Consider the following 22,469-nt stretch of genomic DNA (forward strand, 5'->3'; position numbering starts at 1 on the left):
ATTTTCTTATTTTAGAGCTTCAAAAACTTCTAAAGCGTCTAATTTTTCCCAAGGATAATCACTTTGTCCAACTTGACCACGAGCAGCCACGTCAGCATAAAGGAAAGTATCTGCACTAGGCTTATCTAGGCTAAATTTTTCTGTAATCCATTTTGGTGTTAGACTAAATGTATTGAGTACAAATTCTGAAAGTTTATCATCATCTATACTGGTATGTGTACCAAAAGTATCAACACTCACTGAAACTGGTTTAGCAACCCCAATTGCATATGAAAGTTGTACGGAGCATTTTTTAGCAAGTCCTGCTGCTACGATATGTTTAGCTATCCAACGTCCTGCATAAAGACCACTTCTATCTACTTTTGTATAGTCTTTAGAACTTTGTGCTCCACCACCTATTGGAGAGTATCCACCAAAACTATCTACGATAAGTTTACGTCCTGTAAGACCTGAATCATGAAGTGGACTATGATTTACATAACGTCCTGTTGGATTTATATGAATGATTGTATCATTTGGATTATAAAGTTCTGTTGGAAGCCCCGCATCATCGATAAGAGATTTAATTAAAGTTCTTACTTCTTCAATTGGCATTGATTCAGTGGAAGGAGCAGAAACAACTATAGTATGAATTTTTTGAGGTTTACAATTTTCAAAATTTTCTTTTGAACCATAATCAATAGTAACTTGAGTTTTAATATCAACCCCAAGTTTCTGATTGTTTTTTAATGCATAATCATATACTTTATCACTTAATATTCTAGCGTACATTATCGCAGCTGGCATTAATTCTTTTGTTTCACTTGAAGCAAAACCAAACATGATTCCCTGATCACCTGCACCTATTTCTCCACTTGTTTGATCAACACCTTGATTAATATCTGGACTTTGTTGATTTAAAAGTACTTGCACATCTACATCCTCAGGATATAAACATTGCTCTCTTGTAAAAGCTGATTTTCCATCGTAGCCTATTTTCACTAAAGCTTGTTTTACTATTTCTACATAATCTGGATGATTTTTACTTGCTACTTCACCACCAACGATAACGTGCTTACCTGCAACAAAAACTTCACTTGCAACACGTGAATTTTTGTCATTGATTAAAAGAGCATCTACAATGCTATCTGAGATTATATCTGCACATTTGTCTGGGTGACCTGCACTTACTACTTCACTAGTAAAAAGATATTGTGTTTTGTTTTGCATTTTTGTTTTCCATTTCTTTGTTTTCCATAGAGAATATTCTCTAATTGTTTTCCATCCTTTTGTTTTCCATTTCTTTATCTTCCATTTGAGGAAAGTTAAAATAAAATTTAAAAGATTGAATTGAGGTCCTAATAACCCACCTTATTTATAAAAGACAATTCTACTCCCTTTTAGCTAAATCTATATTGAATTATTGACTATATAATTCCAAAAAGGAACTATAATGAACGAAGCCAATATACCTAAGCCTAAAGTATTTATCGCTAAATCCTTATTTAATCCTCCTCTAATAGCCAATACTGTAGCCATAGTCATTGGTGGCATTGCAATTTCTATAAAAGTTATCTTCATCCAAGTAGCATTAAAATCAAAAAATGGGTACAAAATTCCCAACATAATAAGTGGAACTAAAAACATTTTTACGCCAAGTGCCATTATACTTTCTTTGAAAAAATTCTTAAATGCTTTTATCTCAAGTTTCATACCAACTATGATAGTAACTAAAGGGATAAGTGTATATTCTAACTTTACTAATATCCCCTCGACATATTCAGGAAAAACTACTCCGTGAAAAATTACGGCAAAAATAATAGCTTGAAGAGGAGGAGTAAAGAACATTTTGATTTTTTGTTTGAGTGTGCTTCTTTCTTCTCTTTGAGCTCCCCAAGCAATAAGAACCATTCCTAAAGTCAAAATAGCTACAAAAGTTCCTATTTGATCATAAACTAAAGGGTAGACTAACTCTTTGCTTGAGTAAAATGACTCAACATAAGAAAAACCTACAAAAGAAGTATTCCCAAAAATAGATACGACCATAAAAGTAGCTAAGATATTGCGTTCGAGTTTTAACATTTTCCCAACAGCAAAAGAGACGATAGCAGAAACGAACATAGCCAAATAAGCAATAAAAATTATATTAAAAACTACTTCATCAAAATCTAGTGTTCGAATTTTAACAAGAGCGAGTGCTGGAAGAGAAAAACATATAACAAAATCTATAAGCCCTTCTGAAATATCTCTTTTAAAAACTTTAAAAAAATACCCAAGTGCTACAAATAAAAACACTGGCATAATATCTGAAATCATAAAAAATCTACCTTTTTATCTTTACATGTAGCTAACATTTGTAAGTACTCTTCTCGTGCTACTTTTTTAGAACCAAGTGAGAGTAGATGATCTGTTGGCATTTGACAATCTATAAAATCTCCACCATGTTTTTTCATCAACTCACACAATTCCCAAAGTGCTACCTTTGAAGCATCGCTTGCTAAACTAAACATAGACTCTCCACAAAAAACAGACCCAACAATAACCCCATATAATCCTCCAACTAACTTTTCATCTTTATAACACTCTATACTCTTAGCATAACCCTTTACATGTAAAGATATATAAGCTTCTTGCATCTCTTTACTTATCCATGTGTCTTTTCTTAATCTTTTACATGTAGAGATAACTTCTTCAAAATTTGTATTGTATTTTATTGTAAATTTTTTTCTACTTTTTTTTAATGATTTGGAAATTTTAAAATCTTTTGGGAAAAGTAAAAGTCTAGGATCTGGTGACCACCAAAGTATAGGGTCATTTTGACTATACCAAGGAAATATTCCTTGACTATAAGCACTCATAAGTCTATTTACACTTAAATCTCCACCCCAAGCCAAAAGCCCTTCTTTATGAGCTTTATTTGGATTGGGAAAGATAAACTCATCCTCTAAGAGTCTAGGAATCTCTAGGGACATACTCAAACGTTAACGCTTTTTTCTTCATATCTATTTTAACTGTTCCACCATTTTTTAACTGGCCAAATAGTATTTCATCACTTAGTGGTGTTTTGACTTCATCACTAACAACTCTTTGCATAACTCTTGCTCCAAGTTCTTGACTATAACCTTTTTGGGCAAGATATTTTTTAGCTCTTAAAGTCGCTTCTATTTTTATATTTTTTTCTTTAAGTTGCTCTTCTAATTGCTTCAATTGTTTTTCAACAACAAAAACCATAACTTCTACTTTAAGTGCTGAGAAGTTAACTATAGCATCTAGTCTATTTCTAAACTCTGGAGCAAAGAAACTTTTTATAGCTGCATCACTCTGATGTGATTCTGTTTTTGTAAAACCAACTTGCGCTGCTTCTTTTGTTCCTAGATTTGAAGTCATAATGATAATAACATTTCTAAAGTCTGTTTTATTGCCGTCATTATCTGTAAGCGTTGCACTATCAAAAACTTGTAATAAAATATTTAACAAATCAGGATGTGCTTTTTCTATCTCGTCAAGTAAAAGAACACTATAAGGATGTTTTTTTATAGTCTCTGTGAGTTGCCCACCCTCTTCATATCCTACATAACCTGGAGGCGCACCAATAAGTCTACTTACTGTATGTTTTTCCATATACTCACTCATATCAAATCGCTCAAAGTGAATACCTAACTGTTCTGAAAGTTGTTTAGCAACTTCTGTTTTACCAACACCTGTTGGTCCGGCAAATAAAAATGAGCCAACAGGACTCTCAGGATTTGACAATCCAGCTCTTCCTCTTTTTATTGCAGTTACAAGAGTTTCTATCGCTTCATCTTGTCCAAATACTTTTGATTTAAGTTTTGTATCTAAATCTTTCATAAGCTCAGTTTCATCACTACTTACACTTCTTGTTGGTATATTTGCCACACGAGAGAGTATAGTTTCTATGTCATGAATACTTACTGCTTTTCTTTTTCTTTTTAAAAGATGAAAAGAAGCTCCCACCTCATCAATCAAATCTATTGCAGAATCTGGTAAAAACTTGTCATTGATATATTTTTTTGCAAGCTCTACTGTACTTCTTAATACTTTCAATGGGTATTTAACCCCATGATGCTTTTCATAATGATCTTTTAAACCAAGTAAAATATGATAAGAATCATCTATGCTAGGCTCACTAATATCAAGTTTAGAAAAACGACGAGACAAAGCTCTGTCTTTATCAAAAAAGTTTCTAAACTCACTATATGTTGTTGCACCTATACACTTTAACTCTCCACTAGCTAGTGAAGGTTTTAACAAGTTTGATAAGTCCATAGAACCACCACTTGTAGCACCTGCTCCTACTATAGTATGGATTTCATCTATAAAAAGTATAGCATTTGCCTTAGCTTTTAACTCAACTAAAACATCTTTAAGCCTTTTTTCAAAATCACCTCTATATTTTGCACCTGAAAGAAGTGCTCCAATATCAAGGGCGTAAAGTTGTGCTGTTTTCAAAATATCAGGAGTTTCATTATGGGCTATCTTTAAAGCAAGTCCTTCTACAATAGCTGTTTTACCAACTCCTGGTTCACCCACTAAAATAGGATTGTTTTTCTTTCTTCTACATAAAACTTGCATAAGTCTTTGTACTTCTTCTACCCTTCCTATTAATGGATCTATTTTCTTTTTTCTTGCTAATTCAACTAAGTTAATAGTGTATTGCTCCAAAGCACTTTTTTTATCATCGCCAGGACTCTCTTGTTTAATTGAAGGGTCTATGTGATTTGTAATCGCTTCTAAAACATCTAGTTTTTCAACGCCTTGTTGTTTTAAAAGTAAAATACTATAAGAGTGTTCTTCATCAAAAAGAGCAACTAACATATCTGTTAGATTTGCTTCAGTTTTACCGGCTCCTCTCACATGTATCATCATACTTTCAATGACTCTTGTAAGAGAAACTGTTTCAAAAGGCTCAAAGTTCTTACTAACTGGCATTTTTTCTATATTTTTCATAAAATATATTTGCAAATTTTGGCGTAAAACTTCAATATTAACACCACATTCAACCAAGATATCTACAATAGTTTGATTATGTGCTAATGCAAAAAAAATGTGCTCTACTGTGATGTATTCATGCCTATTTTCTTTAGCATAATTAATAGCATCACTAAAAATTGAATTTAGTTCTTGACTTACCATCATTCTTCCTCCATTACAGCTCTTAAAGGGAATTTATTCTTTTTTGCTGAATTTAAAACCTGTGCGACTTTTGTTTCAGCAATCTCGTTCGTATAAACTCCACATAGTCCACTTCCACTATTATGAATCCGAAGCATAATAGTATATGCATCTTCTTCACTTTTGTGAAAGATATTCATAAGCGTACTTACAACAAACTCCATACTAGTATAATCGTCATTTAAAAGCAGAACCTTATACATCTTAGGTCTTTTAAGTTCTATCTCTTCTTTTACTTCACTTTCAAATTCGTTTTCTATCATTACATCTTCTTTATTTTATCAAGGTCTTTTTGTATTATATCTATATCTACTTTACCTATATAAAACTTATTTTCAGGATTTTCTTCATAAATATCTGTAATCTTTTGATATTTTCCATCTTTTAATACTACTTTAAAAGGTAATTGTACTGCTTTATCGTACTTAATATCTTGTGTTATTGTATTGACTATTTTTTCATTCTTCGGTGAATTTACTATAAAATAATAAGCATTATACTTTGAAGAAAAATTATCTACAACATACTGATTTGTAACCTCTTCTAGGTAATTAAAACCTATTAAAATAACATCTTTATCGTTTTTAAGTTGAAAATTCATGAGATTAGCGGCTTCTTCTTGACAAGGCTGACAAAAAGTACCAAAGATATCAAAAAGCAAGATCTTACTTTCATCACCAGCAACTACAAAGCCACCATTTTTTCTAAGAAGAGTTATCTTACTACCAACAACACTTACTAATTCTACTTTGTCGCCGTCTTTATAGGTAGGTTTTTGTGCTGTTCCTTCTTCTACTCCACATCCAACAAAAGCAAGTACTAAAAATAAACTAACTAAAACTTTCCAATAACGCATAAATTTCCTTTTCTCATTAATCCTGTGTCGCTTTACATGTAGCAACAGATTTATATATTTATTTTATCAATACTTTGTAAATATTATCTAAATATAAAAAACTAATATTATTTATAAAAGTGGTTTTTCATCGCAGTCTGCGCTTCACGATTGGCTGTTCTTCTTTTTAAATCTTCTCTTTTATCATGAAGTTGTTTACCACGAGCCAAAGCAATTTTAATCTTTATAAAATTTTTGTGATTAAAATACATACTTGTTGGAACTATAGATAAACCATCTTTACTTGATTTTTCTTCTAACTTCTCAATCTCTTTTAGATGTAAAAGAAGTTTTCTCTCTCTTCTCTCATCTGGTCTATAATGAGAATGTGTAGTGTCAAGATTTGATATATGAGCATTGAGTAAAAACGCTTCACCTTTTATAATCTTTACAAAAGAGTCTTTTAGATTGACCCTACCTAGACGTATAGCTTTAACTTCACTACCTTTTAAAACCATACCAGCTTCATAACTATCCAATATCTCATAGTCATGATACGCCTTTTTATTTCTTGCTATTGTTTCACCCATTGTTCTTAATTTTCCTAATTCTCTTTTTATGTTCTATTATATCAAATCAATCCTAATTCTTCGGATACATCATTTATGAAAATTTTTCAACTGCTTTTTAATATCTTGAGTTAGTTTTGAATGATTTCTTTTATTTATATCTTTTTCTTCTAAATAATTACTAAACACAAAATTTTCAACATCTTCTTTTGAATATCCTAATTCTTTATAAAAGCTATTGTATAACTCTTTTATTCTGTCTTCATTATATACTTGTGTTTTGTTCCAAATCTCTTTTGCTATATCTTCATGTTCTTCATATATTTTATCTAAATGAAATCTTTTTATAGTAGTTTCGCATTTTGTATCATCTTTTTCATTTGATTTTAATTTCACTTTTAACTCTATGTCTTTACTTACGGGTAATCCATCTACATGTAAAGAAAAAGTTGCTCTTTTATGAAAATCATCCTTATATGGATGAAGAATATTCCCTACATATGAAGCTTTTCCTCTAAATTTACTATTGCAAATATAACAAGAAGGAATTAAATTATAAAATGAAAGAGAAAGATGTGGATACTTTGCTTTTGGATAATAATGCTCTAATGTTGCTACAGTGTCATCATATTCTTCTGAATTTTTTTTATAAAAATAAACATAATTATTATTGCAAAAAGGACAACTTTTTATACCAAGCTTACTAAAGTTTTTAATAAACTTTTCTTTTGCCCTATGTCCAGTATAATTAAAAATATTTTCTATTTCTTTTAAATCTTCTTTACTTTTCCCAGCCAATAAGTTTCTGTAACGCATTTCTATTTTATCTATATCTGATTTAATGATAGATTCTAAATTATCAGCAATATAATCTAAAGAAAGCTCTTTTAGTTTTAATTTTATATTCTCTATATTTATAGAACTTATATAATTATTTAAAAAAGATTCATCAACTAAAGACAAATCAACTTTTTTCATTTTTCTCTCGAATATCTTGTATTTGTTTTTCTATCTCTTTTTGTTTTCTTTCTAACTTTTGAAGTTCATTTTCACTTCCATAAACTTTTTCATTAAGCATAGCTTGGAGTGTATTTTGAAGTACAGGTTCTCCAATCAAAGATATAACATTTGTACAATGTTTAAATTCTTCTTTAGATAATTCATCTTCTTTTTTTAAACAATCTATAACCTCATTTATCTTTTCTTTAGCAAACTCGCCCATAAGTCCATCTTTCATAAAAAAGCCATGACTTAAAAGTGTATGGATATTTGCTCCAAAAGTTTCGATGTTTGGATTTTCTTGTTTTCCATTTTTTAAAAAAATGACATTTTCTTTTGGTAAGTCTGAAAGAATAAATGGAGAATGAGAAGATAAAATAAATTGTATATTCTTATATTCATAATTATTTTTTGAAAATTCATATAAGTAATTAAGATATTTTTTTTGCCAATTTGGATGTAATGAAATTTCCCCTTCATCAATTAATATTAAAGCGTTGTTTTTATAATATTTATCAAATATCCTACTAAATAATAGTAAAAAACTATATTCTCCATCACTTAACTTTATATCAAATCTAAAATTAAGAAAATTAAGATCATTTTCCATAGAAGAACCTTTTTGATAAGTTATCTTTCTATAATTCTTAATAAAATCCTTATCTAAGTCCTCTATGGCAATTTTATATTCTGTAAAATACTTATTTGGCCTAAATTTATTTTCAATTTCTGAAACTATATAATTAATTGTTTTTAGTTTATTTTCATCGGTTTTATTTTGAAAGTTTGTTAAAATAGAATCAAAGTCTTCTAAATCTATATCAAAAAAATTACTTGAATAAAAATTATTTAAATTAAGGTCTAAATGTGAATTTGCAATCATCAAATTGAATTTAAGTAATTTTATTCTATCTTCTTTTAAATCGTAATCTATATTAGAGAAAATATCGCCATTAAAATTTCTTTTTTCTTTTAGCATTCTTTTCATTAAATCATGTAATTTTTCTATTTCACTTGAAATTGTATCAATTAGTAAATATTTTGGAGAATCAAAAGGAATGCTTATACTATTATTCTTTAATAAATTTACAATTAACTGCATATCTGTATTAGTCTTTCTATAATCAACAGTAATTACTTCACCCCAAAATGAATTATAATTTTTTTCCTTATTTACTAAAAATATTTTTTGATAATTATTGATATAAAAATCATAAATATTAGTATTGTGTTTAATATCTATTATTTTATTTTCACCAATTGTCAAATGACCAAATAATAATTTTTCATTAAGCGTATGTTTGATGTATAAATTATTATCATGAGAATAAATTAAAATTTTTCTTATTTTTTGATTCATATCAGTTATTACATTTAATAAAGAAGTTTTCCCACTCCCATTCTCACCAACAATTGCAGTAATATTTATGTTTTCAGGAAAGATACTTACATATTTTTTATCTTCATCGATAATAAGGTTATTAGAATCTTTATCGTAGTTACATGTAAACCGAGGAGAAAAGTTAAAACCTTGGTTTTTTATGTTTTTATAATCTTCAACCCAAAGATAAACAAGTTCCATGATTAGTCATTTTCTACTGTAAAAAAACTACTTCCACTTCCGCTAAAGTACCAGTCTTTTTTTCTGTACTCTTCTAGTTCTTTATACACACTTAAAGATGCTCCAAAGAGGTCATTCAGTGTAATATCATCATAAGTATTTAAAAGCTCTTGTGAGCTCATTTTAGACATCTTTGTGGCTAAATCTACGTCTACCTTATAGTCTTGTCTAAAAGCTCTATAAACAGCTCCTGTGTCGCACTTTATATTTGGTGTCATAGTCTTTACATGTAAAGGTTCTTCTTTGAACTCTTTTACTACTTCACCTATACCACTTACATTGGCACTATTGTAGCCATATACGAAAAAAGGAACATCGGCTCCAACACTTAGTCCAATGTTGGCTAACTCTTCATTGCTAAGGTTTAGATTTACTTCTTTGTTTATCATATGCAAGAAGATTGCAGCGTCGCTACTTCCTCCACCAAGTCCAGCAAATGAAGGGATATTTTTCTTTACTGACAAAGCTTTACATGTAAAGAACTCTTTGAGCTGTTTTTCAAATCCTGCCTTACATGTAGCATCATACGCTTTGTAAATAGTATTTGATTTTAACTCACATCCAAACTCGCCATGGAGTTCAAACGCATCATCTGTTTTTTTTTCAACAAACTCTAACTCATCAAAAAGATTTTTTACTAAAATAAAACGAGACAACAGTTCATGATAGTTATCTCTTTTGCCAACTATTTTTAAAAAAATATTTACTTTAGCGTAAGCTTTATACATTATTTTTTCTTAAGTTTTTTACTAAAATCTTTTAAAGCTGTTACATCTTCAACTTTACTTGTTGCTCCAATATTAGCTTGTTTTACTTCTTCTTCTAACTCTTCACGTAGTATGAGCATATCGTTTGGTGCATCAAAACCTATACGAACTACTCCCTTAGATATATCGATAACTCTAACCGTAATCTTTTCATCTAAGACAACTGCTTCACCTACTTTTCTCGAAAGTATTAGCATAATTTCACCTTGTTTAGTATGTATTCTACTCTTTCATTTCCATCAACTATTTCCAAAACAGACAACTCATCACCGTGGACTATTTTATATAACCCTTCTTGTTTTATCTTAAAATTGTCTATAAAAACTTTACGTCCTAGTTCTATATCTTCTATATCGCCCAAATACTCATTATCTTCTATATCTATATAATCAATTGGGTTTAAAGCTTTTTCATTATCATATACAAACTCACCTTCATTTAAACGCTCCAAGCTACTTAAAGCTCCATCAAACCCGAGTTTACTCGCTATGATACTTCCCATACTTCGTATATATCCACCTTCACTTATGGTGATTTCAAAAGTTAAAAAAGGATGCATATAATGGAGGATTTTAAAATCATGGATAGTACTTTTAATAGCATTGAGTTCAAACTCTTTATCTTCACGAGCCAAGGCATACGCACGTTTTCCATCTACTTTTTTAGCACAATACTTTGGAGGAAGATACTCAATCTCACCCTTCATGGAATCAGCTATGATTTTAATCGAATCTGGAGCAAAAGGCATAACTTCTTCTACTTTTTCTACTTTTTCAATATCTAGTGTAGGACTCGTTGCTCCTATCCATAGAGTTGCACGGTACGCTTTTTTCTTTTTTTTCAAAAATCGAAAAAGTTTTGTATACTGTCCAAAAGCTATGATGAGAGCACCTTTTGCAAAAGGGTCTAACGTCCCTGAAAATCCTGCTTTTTTTACATTATACTTACGTTTTATTTGACCTAAAAATCTATTAGAAGACATATTTGTCGGTTTATACGCAACAAAAAGTCTGTTAAAGTTTTCTCTCACTCTAATGTCTCCTTTTCACAGAGCAAAGCACTGTAAAAATTCCTAGCACTAAAGCTTTACTGAAGTAAGAATAAAAAAACATTTAGATTTTTTCTATAAATGAAGCAAGAATGTCTCTTTTTGTACCAGAAAAATTAATCTTGAGTTTAAATTCACGTTTAACTTTACTTATCTCAAAAACACGACCAATACCAAATATTTTATGTTTTACCAAGTCACCTTTTTTATAAGAGGTGGTTTTTTCTAAAACAAGGGATCCTTTACAAACCCCTGACTCTTTTAAAAACCTACTCTTTGTAAGCTCTGTTCTTCTACCTTTGTAAAATCTACTCTCTGAAAAACTCAAGGTCAATTCTTCTCTTGCACGTGTAATTGCTACGTATCCAAGACGTCTCTCTTCTTCTATATCGCTTCCATCTCCAACTAGTGGCAAAAAGCCCTCTTCCATCCCTATAACAAACAGATGGTCAAACTCCAAACCTTTACTTGCATGAATACTCATAATAGAGATATTTTCACTATCTACCCCATCTTGATCACTTTGAAGAGCTAAGTCATTTAAAAACTCATCTATACTCATCTCAGGATTTTGTTTTACCATATCTCTAAAAAGACCATAAAATTCATCTATATTTGAAACACGCTCAAGTGAATCAGGTAACTGGTCAAAATATTTTTTGATACCAAAAATATTTTCTAATTCATCGATGATATTATAAGTCGCTTCATGAGATACTTCTACCAGTCTTTGTATATTTTGAACAAACTCCATCAAAGAAGCGTAACATTTTTTACTTACCATTGCTTGTAAGTCTTCGCCTTTTTGATTTATATAATCATAAACAGAAAGTTGATTTTCATAAGCACCTTTTAAAATTTTATCTACTGTTACTTTTCCTAAACCTCTTTTAGGTCTATTAATAACTCTTTTTATAGAAAAATCATCATGTGGGTTTGCGATAATTCTAAGATACGAAATCAAATCTTTGATTTCTGTTCTCTCATAAAACTTTACTCCTCCAACCATGTTATAAGGAACGCCAAAACGATTGAGTCCCTCTTCTAAAGAACGACTCAATGCATTTATACGGTAAAGAACAGCGATGTCTTTTGCACTCACTCCCTTGTCTATAAGAGCTTTAATTCTTTTGGCTATAACTGTAGATTCATTTTTTTCATCAATTGATTCTATTGTTGCTATTTTAGCCCCATCACCTTTTGTGCTTTTTAAAATTTTTCCTATTCGAGAGCGATTATGTTCTATAAGTTCATTAGCTGCTGTTAATATGTTTGTGGTTGAGCGATAATTGTTTTCTAACTTTACTACTTTAGTACCTTCAAAAGAGTCTTTAAAATCTAAAATATTTTTTATATTAGCTCCACGCCAACCATAGATACTTTGGTCATCATCACCAACAACACAAATATTATCATGTGTTGAACAAATCTTTCTAAGAAGTTGATATTGCAAGTCATTTGTATCTTGGTACTCATCTACCATAATGTACTTATAACGCTCACTTGTCTCTTTACATAAATCTTCATTTTCATCTAGTATTTTATAAGGAAGTACTAATAAATCATCAAAATCTACCAAATTGTTATCTGCTATATATTTTTCATATTTTTCATATGCATTGGCTATTTTTTTATAGTTTTCTTGTTCTGCTTTATCCCAAGCTACTTGTGGGTCTATAAGTGAGCTTTTATATCTAGATATTTCACTTGCAACTAAGCCTATTGGTAAATCAATACCAAAACTTTTTATAATTCTCTTTTTATCATCAGTGTCAATTACTACAAAACTATTTTTTCTTCCTAGTTTTTCCATGTGAAATTTTAAAAATAGAAGTCCAAACTTATGAAAAGTACAAAGAAGTGGAGGATAAGAACTCCCTTCTATAAGACTTAATGCACGATCACGCATTTCATTGGCTGCTTTATTGGTAAAAGTAAGCGTAAGTGTATTGGCTGGGTCAATTCCCAAAGAAATAAGATACGCTAATCTAGCTGTAATAGTTTTTGTTTTACCACTACCTGCACCTGCTAATATCAGAACTGGTCCATCTATCGTTTTAACTGCTTCTTGTTGTGCTTCGTTTAATGTTTCTAATATATTTTGCATACTTGCTTCTTTTTAAAATTTTTATATTAGTATTTATTATAGCTAAAATCTAATAACAGAAAGTTTAATGAAAATTTCTCTTGTAATTATTATTATTTTTAGTTATACTAAAATTAAAAATAAGTAAGGATTATACGTGTTAAGAGATTTTACAAAAATAGAAACATTTTTAACTGTAGTAAAAGAAAAAAGCTTCTCAAAAGCTTCTAAAAAACTTGGTATTAGCCAACCTGCAGTTACCCAACAAATAAAAATTTTAGAAGATTACTTAGATGCAAGAATAGTTGATAGAAAGAAAAATGGTATCAAACTTACCAAAATAGGTGAAGAATTTTTCAAAATAGTTACTAAACTTGATAAAAGTATTGTGCAAGCTGAAAAAGATATTATTAAAATTATCAATAAAGAATTAGTCTTTATCATAGGTGCTTCTTATATCATAGGAAACTATATTCTTCCTGATTTTTTAACAGAAATACAACATGCAATTGACAATGAAGTACTTATTAAAGTAGCAAATTCAGATTCAATCACAGAAGAGCTTTTAGACAAAAAAGTTGATTTAGCACTTTTAGAATCTCCTATTTTTCAAGATGGTATTATCTATAGAGAATGGATGGAAGATGAGCTCGTCTTAGTAAGTAAAACTCCCCTACCAAAAATAGTTAAACCAGAAGATTTAAATTCTTTTAGATGGATTTGTAGAGAAGAAGAGTCTCACACAAGACAAATTATTAAAGCAGAACTTGAGAAAGTTGGTGTTGAATGTAATTCATTTGATTTAAGAAGTGTAGTTACAAGCTCAACTGCAGTAAAGCAAACTATTTTAAAATCACCTGAAATAGATGGTTTTAACACTGTTTCTATTATTTCTAAACATATGATAAATGACGAAATAGCAAGAGAAGAACTATTTTATGCAAGAATTAAAGGGGTAAAACTCTCACGTAAACTCTATCTTGCATATAGCAAAGAGAGAAAACAAGATGCATTTATGGATAGAGTCATAAACTACATTATAAGTAAACGTAGAGTATAAATTACTTTAATAATTTCTCGTTTTCAGGGTTTGAAAGAAGTGCTTCCATACTTCTTTTAACCCCTTTGGTTTTTTCTTGAGGTGCTTCTTCTGTATCTACACTTAAGTTTATAAGTATAGGTGTTTCATCAACAATAATTTGTAAAACTGATAAAAGAGGAACTGAAACCAAAGAGCCAAAGTTATTATGACCAAAACCAGCCTCAAAACTTATACCCCAATCATCAACAACGCAACTCTCAAAAGTATACCCAGCCAATACAAACATAGTAATTGGTTTAAAAGTAGAACTAATATCTTCTGGTAAAGCAGGTTCAAAACCTATTTCATTTACGTTTGTAAGTATTGAAAAATTTGTTCCCTTTTTTAAAAGGTACTCCAGCACATATTTTACATGGCGTTTCATTTCCTTACTAAAAGAAGGATCATTTAGTACGTCTTGAAGCATTATTCTTCCCCTTTGAATTCTTTTAAAAGCTTTCTTATCTCTTCAATTCCTATTTTCCAAAATTCTGTATCATCTATATCAAATCCAAATTTATCAATAAGGATTTTTGGGCTTTTACTTCCACCTGCACTTAAAAAATCTATATATAGTTCTACAAACTTCTCATTTTGGCCACTTTTATACAATCCATATAAAGCTAATACTAAAAGTTGCCCATATGAGTAAGAGTAGCAATAAAATGGAGAATGAATAAAATGCGGTATATAACTCCACCACATTTCATAATTTTTTCCTAGCTTAACACTTGAGCCAAACATCTTCTTACTCTCTTCTAACCAATACTTATTAAAAGTAGAAAGGTCTAATTCGCCTTCATGAGCATGAACACGTCTTTCAAAAGTTGTAAAATTTATCTGTCTGTAAAGTGTTGCAAAAATATCTTCAATTTTTCCAGAATACAGAGCGATTTTTTCATCTTCATTTAATGTATCTTTTATATAATCAAAAACTAGCATTTCTGCAAAAACTGATGCTGTCTCAGAAGTTGTAAGAGGTGTATCTGAAGCAATATAGCCAACATCACGAGAAAGATATTGATGGATTGCATGCCCTAATTCGTGAGCTAGTGTAAATAGGTCTCTTCTTCTATCTGTGTGATTTAAAAGTACATATGGATGCGTATCAGGAGTAGCTGGATGTGAAAATGCCCCGCCTCTTTTGTTATCTTTTGGATACACATCTATCCAACCCTCTTCAAATGCTTTTTTTGCAATCATCGCAAATTTTGGACTAAACTTTTCAAATGCTTTTAAAACAATCTCTTTAGATTTCTCAAAACTATACTCTTCTTCTGTAGTTTCAAGTGGAGCATATCTGTCATAATCACAAAGTTCATCTAGTCCTAAAAGTTGTGCTTTTTTCACATAATAATCTTGAACCAAATCAAAACTTTCTTCAGCAGCTTCAACAAGAGCATTCACACTTTTTTGGCTGATTTTATTGTCCATATGACGAAATTGTTCAGGTGTTTTATAGTTTCTAAGTTCACAATCACTTTTATGATCTGCTTTTATCATATTATAAATATAACCAAGAAGTGGTTGATATGGTTTTAAACCTCTAGAAAAAGAGTCTGTTGCTTTTTTTCTGATTTCACGACTAGGATTGTGAAGAAGTGACAAAATCTCTTCTTCTGAAACTTTTTTCCCATCGTAATTAAACTTCAATCTTGAAAAATGTTCATCAAAGAGTCTAGAAAAAGCATTGCCACCTGTTGTACTTTTCTTTAAAAGGATTCTCTCTTCTTTTGCAGTTAATTGATATGGTTTTTCTTCTTGAAGAGATTGAAGATAAAAATTATATCCATTAGAGTCCTCTATAAACTCTATCTGTTTTGTTTTACTTAAACGATTAAACTCTAATTCAAAAAAGAGTAAAAACTCGCTTACTTTAGTATATTCATCTTGATATTTTGCGTAAAAAGGTCCATTGGTGCTATCTGTTGCAAATTTTAAAAAAGCATAAGTCATAATCTTTCCTAGAGTTTGAGAAATCCCCTCATACTCTCTAAGAGCCTCCATAAAATCTACAGAAGTCAAATCTTTTAATCTATTCTTGAACATTTTTTCAAATGCCGTTGCCTTTACTTTTGCTTTTTCTAAATCAATGTTCAATTCTTTTTCATTTGTATATAACGCGTTCAAATCCCAATTCAAATATCAATCCTCAAATTTTTTATTATTTTAAAACCTACTAATGCATTCATTATAGCAAATTTTTCTGACTTTTCTAAATCTTTTATGCTTAAATTATCACACTTTAAAAAACCCTCTGCTAGTAGCCTTTCTCTTGTAGTGCCATGCAAAAGAGGAGTTTTAGGAGTAAGCCAAATTCCGTCTATTTTTAATGCAATATTTGCAATACTCGTATCGCTTAAAAATCCATTTTTTAGGATCACTATATCGTCATAATTTTCATCTAAAAGCTTATTTAATTCTTCTCTATTTGAGTATTTGTACTCATAATCTATATTGGCCTCTACAACTTTAAAAGAGCAAAGACTCCTTGGTCTATACTCTTTACATGTAAGGCTTTTTATCTCTTTATCATAATCAACTCTTAAGCGATAAACTCCCTCTTTTGGGTACTTTTTTATCTCTTTTTTTAAATCAAGTATCTCTTTACATGTAAAGAGTTTTTCTCTAGTATAATCGACTCTTTTTTGATGGTATTCTAAGTTTAAAAGTTTTCCATTTTCTACTTTTATAGTTTCAAAACAGGTTTTAGTTTTCATGATTTAATCTTATTTATTATTTTAAGACTCAGGCAAAAGTAAGGGAAGTCTAAAAGTTGCAGCAATTGCATGGAGTATTTGCATATCATTTACACAAATTTCACCATCTACACTTAAACAAGCAATAGCTAATTCTAAGATTCTTTTTCTCAGCATTGGTTTAGCCTGTTGGATTTGCCCCACCATCTTATCTAATAATTCATAATCTATAGGTCTACATTGAACAAACTGCAATGCAGTAGCACCTATACTTTTTTTTGCTTTATCAAATAAAATAACAGCTTCTTTTTCATCAGTTGTTTGTGTCGATACTAAAACAGAAACAAAAAATTCTAATTCAGTTTTAATAGCTCCTAAGTGAGTATGTACATCTTTACTTTGCTTACTAATCCCAAAATAAATATCTAATGGATACAAAACTAAATGCTTAAGATTCCATTCAAAAAATGAAAGATAAAAATTGGCATACATCCAATTTAAAACTATTTTTCTAAATGTCTTATATTGGTTTAAAGACATCATTTTTAAAGAAGTTAAGCTTAACTGGATAAGAGGTAAATACCCCTCTTTAGGTAAAGATGGTGTATACTGTAATGCTTTTTGTACCATAGAAAAAAGTGCTCTATTTTCTTGAGAAAGTATAGTATGTTGTTCTTTAAAAACCTCACCTTCTTTTGAGGCAAGTAAAGCTAAAATAAGCCCTTGTGCACTAAAAGGCTCCTTACTCATTTCAAGAAGTACAGGAGGTAACGAATCAATAAGCTGGGCTGATTTTTTAAGATGCTTTTCTTTTGGTTGTCCTATATCATCTATACTGGATAAAACAGAAATTGTAGACATCGTTTTAAAAATATCTTCTCTTTTTTTGTTTTTTTCGGTTACAAAATCATTTTTAACTTCTTTTACATCTGGTACTATATAGTGCCCATTCCATCCTGAATCAAGCCTATATATGCGCTTTTTTAAAGGAGGATGACTTGAAAATAGAAAACTTGAAGAGAGTGCATTTGAAAAATAAAAATGGCTATATGTAGTAGCATTTTTATTCTTAATAAAAGAGCTTTGAGTGTTTCCGCCTATTTTTTTTAAAGCATTAGCAATGCCTTGGTTGTTTCTTGTAAACTGTACAGCAGATGCATCAGCTAAGTATTCTCGCTGTTTAGATATAAGTGCTTTAATAATACTTCCAATAAAACTTCCTAAATACCCAATGATAAGAAAACCTAAACCAACTGCAAGAGCTATCGAAGTACCTGATGCTTTATCATCACGACTTTTAGAACTAGATGAATTCCCTAGAGCATCAAGCATTGTATAACCAATCTCTCCAATAAATAAAATACCGTGTAATACTCCGCTCGCTTGAATATTCAGGCGCATATCACCATTAAAAATATGACTAAACTCATGAGCTATTACCCCTTGTAGCTCATCCCTTGAAAGTTTTTGTACACATCCTCTTGTCACACCAATGATAGCATCATCATAACTTAAACCAGCAGCAAAAGCATTAATGCCCTCTTGCTCTAGTATATAAACTGGAGGCACCCCAATACCTGAAGCTATAGCCATCTCTTCTACAACATTTAAAATCACTCTTTCAGATGGATCATTTGAATTTCGAGAGATAAGGCGTCCACCTAAAGACTCAGCTACAATATGCCCTCCTTGTGAGAGCTCATTGAGTTTATATGCACTTGCAAGTACCACCAATGCAAGTACTACCAAAGAAACTTGTAAAAACCTACCCCACTCAAAAGATTTTATAAAATCATCTATACTTAAAATAAGCATATTAAATTCCATATAGTTCCAAACTATCATCAAAAAAAAGTTGAGTAAAACAATACTACTTAAAATAGCAAATGCAAATAGAAATATAAGGACAAAAGTATTCTTTTTTGCTCTTTCTTGAGCTTCAAAAAAATTCATATCTATAGATTAAAAACTAACTTTTGGTGCTTGTTGTATCTCTTTTGTATCTTCAAACTCCAATAAAGTTGCATCATTTGGGTGTCCAAATGTAGTTGATAGAATATTTTGGGGAAAAGATTGTCTATAAGTGTTATATGTCATAACAGAATCATTGTATGCTTGTCTGGCAAAAGCAACCTTATTTTCTGTTGTAGTAATCTCTTCATGAAGTTGTTGCATAGTTTCATTTGCTTTTAAATCAGGATAATCTTCCATGACAAAATTTAACTTTGACATTGCAGAAGATAACTCTTGGTTTGCTTGAGACAAAGCTCCCATGAGAGTTGGGTCTGCTGGATTTTGTTGTGTATTTTTTAAACTTTTTGAAGCAGTATTACGTGCAGAAATAACTTTTTCTAAAGTTTCACTTTCATGTTTGAGGTAACCTTTAGCAGTCTCTACTAATGATGGGATAAGATCATAACGACGTTTTAGTTGTACTTCTATTTGTGAGAAAGCATTTAAGAAACGATTTTTAAGTAATACAAGACGATTAAAAATCTGCATAAAAAATAAGCCTACAACACAAACAACAGCAAGAAAAACAAGTATACTAACCATGTGATAATCCTCAAATTAAATTATATTAAAAGTATTGTATAGATTTATTACTAAAAACAACTTAAGATTAAAATTAGATGGGTTATTTACTTTCTACATGTAAAGAACGCAAGCTTTACATGTAGAAAGAATTTTTATATCTCTATTAACTTAGTTTATTTACTATATCTTGATATTCAAAATATCCTCTACTTAAAACTTTTGTATTGGAATCATCTTTTATAAGTAAAGTAGGATAACTATTTGCTAAACTTTTTGCTTGATTAAATTCTGCTTGTAGCTCTTGTGTGTTTACCTCACTCAACCAAAGCTTTTTAAACTCTTCCACATTTATAGATAAGTCTTTTAGTATATCTTCATATGCTTCTATGGCATCTAGTTTAACACCATCTATAAAGAGTCTTTTTTGTACCATTTGCATAAACTTTATATACTTTGTTTTATCTAGTTTCTTTACTGCAATAATCGCAGATGCAGGGAAAAAAGAGTCAAATCTATACGAAGAATCCCCAGCTAAGTTAAAAAACTCTTGACTTGGAGATTGTTTTGTTATCTCTTTTAGTCTCACAGCATCATTGACAACAAAATCTTTTAAGCCTTGACTTCCAGATGGGGCATCATCATTGAGCCACATCGCACCTATATAAACTTCTATTTCAAATTTGTTTTTATAGTTTTCATATAACTCTTCAAAACTTTTACTATTTCCAAAACACCAACCGCACATAGGATTCATAATGTATATTAATTTTTTCATTTTATTTCCTTATATTTCATAACTCTTGAAATTGTATCAAAGTACAAAGCATTTATAGAAAAAATTTTCTAGTGATATGGATTTAAGTAAGGTTATTTCAATAGGTAATAAATGTTAATACTCATTCCTGCTATTATTTAAAACTACTAATAAATTCATCATAACTACCCAAAGAAGAAAAATTTATTTCAAAATTTTCATCATCAATTTTATCAATTCTAACAGAATCTATATCTATGACTTGAAGTTTGTCATATGTTAAAAGTTCACCCTCTTTTAATTTTAAAACATCTCTTAATATCCACTTACCAAGTTCTTTATTGGAATATGACATTAAAGCTTTCCCACCATCTTGACAAATTTTTGATTTCATAATTTTACTATTTGGTAATTTTAAATTAAAAGATGTATTTCTATCTGGAAAAAAATTTGAATTTATTGTATAGATTATTGAGGGTACAGGAATATAGACTTCATTATAATCTCTTTTTCTACCTTTTGCATTCCATTGATTTAAACCACTTCTTTCAAAAACAGTTTTATCTTTTCCATGTAAGGGTAAATAAATAGTCTCTTTTACTCTTGTTTCTGATGAAAATAGTAATTGCTTACTTTCAAAACATTGCTTTAAATTTTCAAGTGGATTTTCTAAAATTTTAATAGGAAACTCAAATAAAAAATCACTAGTACAAAATCTTTTTGTAAGTGTACTTTTAGATAAGAGAAAAGAATAATCATATTTCCCATCATTAAAAGTTATTGAGCTTTTATTTTGTTTGATATTCTTAATATTTTCAATATCAACTAGTGACATATTCTCTTCATAAACTTTAAATAATCCATTATCTCTAACAATACAGTGATAAATTGAATTATCTAAAGAAAATAAATTTTGAGAAAATTCAATTCTTGCATTTCTTAGTTCAGCTATTTTATAAATTAATTTTTTATATTCTAAATTTTCGTAGATATTTTTGTCACTATTAAACTCTGCAACTTTTTGAAATGACTTTTTATTTCCTATCAAAAAAGTTTTTAGACCAATTCCTAATTTTTTCTTTTTTGCATCGATAGCAACATCACTTCTTGATAAGTCATCAGCATTGAATGATTTACAAAAGATTTTTTCAGCAATCCTATAATATAAATATGGTGTTAATGAATCTGAAAAAAGATTTGATAAACTTCCAATCAATTGTAAATTATTTTTATACTCTTCTTGATCTTTTAACAACTGTGACTTAAAAAACATATCAATATCCTAATGATTTTTTTATTTCTACAGCAAGTGATTTTATAACATTTATAGAAACAGAATTTCCAAATTGTTTATATAAATGTGAGTCAGCCAAAGAAGTAGGAATTTTATAAGAAGCAGGAAATCCTTGAAAATTACCACACTCTCTTGGAGTTAATTTTCGTATTCCTACTTTATCTTTAATTATAGGAACATTATGTCCTCCTGTTCCCATATTTGCTGTTAATGTAGGACAGACTAAACTTTTATTTTCTCTAATATATCGTCTTCTCCATTGATATACGCTATCCTCACTAACGACATCATCTTTGATTTTTTCAAATAAAGGTTTTCCATTATAATAATATTTCTTTTCCACGTTAGTCTCTAAACAATTTTTAATACTTTTTTCTAATTTGGTTTCTAGAGGAAATTTAAAATCAAGTGAATTATCTAAAAAAGCAATTATATAAATACGTTCTCTATTTTGTGGTATACCAAAATCTTTTGAATTTAATACTTTTGAAAAAACTTTATATCCAATATCTTTTAGAGTTTGTTTTACAACCTTGAAAGTATTTCCATTGTCATGTCCTACAAAACCTTTTACATTTTCTAAAAAAATCACCTTTGGCTTATGATGTTTTGCTATTCTTGCAACATCAAAAAACAATGTTCCTCTAGTATCATCAAAACCTTTTCTATGTCCAGCAACACTAAATGCTTGACAAGGAAAACCTGCTAAAATAATATCATGCTCAGGTATTTCTTTTTCATCTATTTTAGTAATATCACCAAATGGCTTCTCGTAAAAATTTATATTATAAGTTTTTTGAGCATTGCTATCAATTTCTGAAGAAAAAACAAATTTTAATTTATTTTTAAATACTTCTTCAAAACCTAATCTTATTCCACCAATACCTGCGAATAAATCTATAACTTTTAATTCATTATGTTCAATCACATTATTAGCAATTCTTTTAGTCATTCTCACCCTTATAATATTTATGTGTTATTTTATCTAAAAAAATAGATTTTAAAT

22 protein-coding genes are annotated in these 22,469 nt (G+C 29.7%); 1 reads left to right on the plus strand and 21 read right to left on the minus strand.

Features of this window, described 5'->3' with window-relative positions:
• Positions 1 to 6 precede the first annotated feature (6 nt).
• From metK to K354_RS0101235, 13 genes are all read right to left on the minus strand, one after another.
• Positions 7 to 1,209 carry a methionine adenosyltransferase gene (gene metK, locus K354_RS0101175; protein WP_024953685.1) on the minus strand — a complete coding sequence of 401 codons (1,203 nt, stop codon included), beginning with the start codon at positions 1,207 to 1,209 and terminating at the stop codon, positions 7 to 9.
• Positions 1,210 to 1,389: 180 nt separating this feature from the next.
• Entirely contained in the window at positions 1,390 to 2,295 is a 906-nt protein-coding gene (locus K354_RS0101180) for an AEC family transporter (RefSeq protein ID WP_024953686.1), read from the minus strand.
• The gene (aat, locus tag K354_RS0101185; protein WP_037940019.1) at positions 2,292 to 2,951 is read right to left on the minus strand and encodes a leucyl/phenylalanyl-tRNA--protein transferase; all 660 of its coding nucleotides are present in this window, start codon (positions 2,949 to 2,951) and stop codon (positions 2,292 to 2,294) included. Before aat ends, K354_RS0101180 begins: the two co-directional genes overlap by 4 nt.
• Positions 2,932 to 5,133, minus strand: a complete 2,202-nt coding sequence (gene clpA / locus K354_RS0101190) for an ATP-dependent Clp protease ATP-binding subunit ClpA (RefSeq protein WP_024953688.1) — start codon at positions 5,131 to 5,133, stop codon at positions 2,932 to 2,934. The genes aat and clpA overlap by 20 nt, the downstream gene beginning before the upstream one ends.
• The gene (clpS, locus tag K354_RS0101195) at positions 5,133 to 5,435 is read right to left on the minus strand and encodes an ATP-dependent Clp protease adapter ClpS (protein WP_037939967.1); all 303 of its coding nucleotides are present in this window, start codon (positions 5,433 to 5,435) and stop codon (positions 5,133 to 5,135) included. Before clpS ends, clpA begins: the two co-directional genes overlap by 1 nt.
• The gene (locus tag K354_RS0101200) at positions 5,435 to 6,028 is read right to left on the minus strand and encodes a thioredoxin domain-containing protein (RefSeq protein ID WP_024953690.1); all 594 of its coding nucleotides are present in this window, start codon (positions 6,026 to 6,028) and stop codon (positions 5,435 to 5,437) included. The genes clpS and K354_RS0101200 overlap by 1 nt, the downstream gene beginning before the upstream one ends.
• A 107-nt stretch (positions 6,029 to 6,135) precedes the next feature.
• A complete protein-coding gene (gene smpB / locus K354_RS0101205; RefSeq protein ID WP_024953691.1) occupies positions 6,136 to 6,597 on the minus strand; it encodes an SsrA-binding protein SmpB in 462 nt (153 codons plus the stop codon).
• A 69-nt stretch (positions 6,598 to 6,666) separates the two neighbouring features.
• Positions 6,667 to 7,554 (minus strand): hypothetical protein, encoded by an 888-nt coding sequence (locus K354_RS0101210; RefSeq protein WP_024953692.1) that lies wholly within the window; start codon positions 7,552 to 7,554, stop codon positions 6,667 to 6,669.
• Positions 7,541 to 9,157, minus strand: coding sequence for an AAA family ATPase (locus K354_RS14535; RefSeq protein ID WP_024953693.1), 1,617 nt, complete (start codon positions 9,155 to 9,157; stop codon positions 7,541 to 7,543). The genes K354_RS0101210 and K354_RS14535 overlap by 14 nt, the downstream gene beginning before the upstream one ends.
• 2 nt (positions 9,158 to 9,159) lie before the next feature.
• A complete protein-coding gene (locus K354_RS0101220) occupies positions 9,160 to 9,924 on the minus strand; it encodes a 4-(cytidine 5'-diphospho)-2-C-methyl-D-erythritol kinase (protein ID WP_037939970.1) in 765 nt (254 codons plus the stop codon).
• Complete coding sequence (gene csrA / locus K354_RS0101225; RefSeq protein WP_024953695.1) at positions 9,924 to 10,160, minus strand: carbon storage regulator CsrA; 237 nt, start codon at positions 10,158 to 10,160, stop codon at positions 9,924 to 9,926. The genes K354_RS0101220 and csrA overlap by 1 nt, the downstream gene beginning before the upstream one ends.
• The gene (truB, locus tag K354_RS0101230) at positions 10,154 to 10,993 is read right to left on the minus strand and encodes a tRNA pseudouridine(55) synthase TruB (protein WP_281169381.1); all 840 of its coding nucleotides are present in this window, start codon (positions 10,991 to 10,993) and stop codon (positions 10,154 to 10,156) included. Before truB ends, csrA begins: the two co-directional genes overlap by 7 nt.
• A gap of 82 nt (positions 10,994 to 11,075) precedes the next feature.
• Entirely contained in the window at positions 11,076 to 13,118 is a 2,043-nt protein-coding gene (locus K354_RS0101235) for an ATP-dependent helicase (RefSeq protein WP_024953697.1), read from the minus strand.
• A gap of 136 nt (positions 13,119 to 13,254) precedes the next feature.
• On the opposite strand from K354_RS0101235, the gene K354_RS0101240 reads away from it, so the two are divergent.
• Entirely contained in the window at positions 13,255 to 14,157 is a 903-nt protein-coding gene (locus tag K354_RS0101240) for a LysR family transcriptional regulator (RefSeq protein ID WP_024953698.1), read from the plus strand.
• 1 nt (position 14,158) lies between these two features.
• Here the strand turns inward: K354_RS0101240 and K354_RS0101245 are convergent, their stop codons facing one another.
• The 8 genes from K354_RS0101245 to K354_RS0101280 all read right to left on the minus strand — a co-directional run bounded on the left by K354_RS0101245 (position 14,159) and on the right by K354_RS0101280 (position 22,415).
• Positions 14,159 to 14,605 carry a hypothetical protein gene (locus K354_RS0101245; protein WP_024953699.1) on the minus strand — a complete coding sequence of 149 codons (447 nt, stop codon included), beginning with the start codon at positions 14,603 to 14,605 and terminating at the stop codon, positions 14,159 to 14,161.
• Entirely contained in the window at positions 14,605 to 16,320 is a 1,716-nt protein-coding gene (locus K354_RS0101250; RefSeq protein WP_024953700.1) for a M3 family oligoendopeptidase, read from the minus strand. Before K354_RS0101250 ends, K354_RS0101245 begins: the two co-directional genes overlap by 1 nt.
• The gene (locus K354_RS0101255) at positions 16,317 to 16,898 is read right to left on the minus strand and encodes an aminotransferase class IV (RefSeq protein WP_024953701.1); all 582 of its coding nucleotides are present in this window, start codon (positions 16,896 to 16,898) and stop codon (positions 16,317 to 16,319) included. The genes K354_RS0101250 and K354_RS0101255 overlap by 4 nt, the downstream gene beginning before the upstream one ends.
• Positions 16,899 to 16,919: 21 nt before the next feature.
• A complete protein-coding gene (locus K354_RS0101260; protein WP_024953702.1) occupies positions 16,920 to 18,830 on the minus strand; it encodes a M48 family metallopeptidase in 1,911 nt (636 codons plus the stop codon).
• 9 nt (positions 18,831 to 18,839) lie between these two features.
• Positions 18,840 to 19,433, minus strand: a complete 594-nt coding sequence (locus K354_RS0101265) for a LemA family protein (RefSeq protein WP_024953703.1) — start codon at positions 19,431 to 19,433, stop codon at positions 18,840 to 18,842.
• A 145-nt stretch (positions 19,434 to 19,578) separates the two neighbouring features.
• Positions 19,579 to 20,190, minus strand: a complete 612-nt coding sequence (locus K354_RS0101270) for a DsbA family protein (protein ID WP_024953704.1) — start codon at positions 20,188 to 20,190, stop codon at positions 19,579 to 19,581.
• Positions 20,191 to 20,323: 133 nt separating this feature from the next.
• Positions 20,324 to 21,442 carry a phospholipase D-like domain-containing protein gene (locus tag K354_RS0101275; RefSeq protein WP_024953705.1) on the minus strand — a complete coding sequence of 373 codons (1,119 nt, stop codon included), beginning with the start codon at positions 21,440 to 21,442 and terminating at the stop codon, positions 20,324 to 20,326.
• Between the two features lies 1 nt (position 21,443).
• Positions 21,444 to 22,415 carry a DNA cytosine methyltransferase gene (locus K354_RS0101280; RefSeq protein ID WP_024953706.1) on the minus strand — a complete coding sequence of 324 codons (972 nt, stop codon included), beginning with the start codon at positions 22,413 to 22,415 and terminating at the stop codon, positions 21,444 to 21,446.
• Positions 22,416 to 22,469: the final 54 nt, after the last annotated feature.

The organism is Sulfurospirillum arcachonense DSM 9755 (assembly GCF_000597725.1).
In the GTDB taxonomy this organism is placed as follows: domain Bacteria; phylum Campylobacterota; class Campylobacteria; order Campylobacterales; family Sulfurospirillaceae; genus Sulfurospirillum_A; species Sulfurospirillum_A arcachonense.

Coding starts and splice junctions, on each gene's coding strand:
- clpS (WP_037939967.1), bottom strand. CDS start 5,435: ATGATAGAAAACGAATTTGAAAGTGAAGTAAAAGAAGAGATAGAACTT.
- K354_RS0101265 (WP_024953703.1), bottom strand. CDS start 19,433: ATGGTTAGTATACTTGTTTTTCTTGCTGTTGTTTGTGTTGTAGGCTTA.
- K354_RS0101220 (WP_037939970.1), bottom strand. CDS start 9,924: ATGTATAAAGCTTACGCTAAAGTAAATATTTTTTTAAAAATAGTTGGC.
- K354_RS0101200 (WP_024953690.1), bottom strand. CDS start 6,028: ATGCGTTATTGGAAAGTTTTAGTTAGTTTATTTTTAGTACTTGCTTTT.
- clpA (WP_024953688.1), bottom strand. CDS start 5,133: ATGGTAAGTCAAGAACTAAATTCAATTTTTAGTGATGCTATTAATTAT.
- metK (WP_024953685.1), bottom strand. CDS start 1,209: ATGCAAAACAAAACACAATATCTTTTTACTAGTGAAGTAGTAAGTGCA.
- K354_RS0101255 (WP_024953701.1), bottom strand. CDS start 16,898: ATGAAAACTAAAACCTGTTTTGAAACTATAAAAGTAGAAAATGGAAAA.
- smpB (WP_024953691.1), bottom strand. CDS start 6,597: ATGGGTGAAACAATAGCAAGAAATAAAAAGGCGTATCATGACTATGAG.
- K354_RS0101260 (WP_024953702.1), bottom strand. CDS start 18,830: ATGAATTTTTTTGAAGCTCAAGAAAGAGCAAAAAAGAATACTTTTGTC.
- K354_RS0101245 (WP_024953699.1), bottom strand. CDS start 14,605: ATGCTTCAAGACGTACTAAATGATCCTTCTTTTAGTAAGGAAATGAAA.
- K354_RS0101270 (WP_024953704.1), bottom strand. CDS start 20,190: ATGAAAAAATTAATATACATTATGAATCCTATGTGCGGTTGGTGTTTT.
- K354_RS14535 (WP_024953693.1), bottom strand. CDS start 9,157: ATGGAACTTGTTTATCTTTGGGTTGAAGATTATAAAAACATAAAAAAC.
- csrA (WP_024953695.1), bottom strand. CDS start 10,160: ATGCTAATACTTTCGAGAAAAGTAGGTGAAGCAGTTGTCTTAGATGAA.
- K354_RS0101210 (WP_024953692.1), bottom strand. CDS start 7,554: ATGAAAAAAGTTGATTTGTCTTTAGTTGATGAATCTTTTTTAAATAAT.
- K354_RS0101180 (WP_024953686.1), bottom strand. CDS start 2,295: ATGATTTCAGATATTATGCCAGTGTTTTTATTTGTAGCACTTGGGTAT.
- K354_RS0101235 (WP_024953697.1), bottom strand. CDS start 13,118: ATGCAAAATATATTAGAAACATTAAACGAAGCACAACAAGAAGCAGTT.
- aat (WP_037940019.1), bottom strand. CDS start 2,951: ATGTCCCTAGAGATTCCTAGACTCTTAGAGGATGAGTTTATCTTTCCC.
- K354_RS0101280 (WP_024953706.1), bottom strand. CDS start 22,415: ATGACTAAAAGAATTGCTAATAATGTGATTGAACATAATGAATTAAAA.
- K354_RS0101275 (WP_024953705.1), bottom strand. CDS start 21,442: ATGTTTTTTAAGTCACAGTTGTTAAAAGATCAAGAAGAGTATAAAAAT.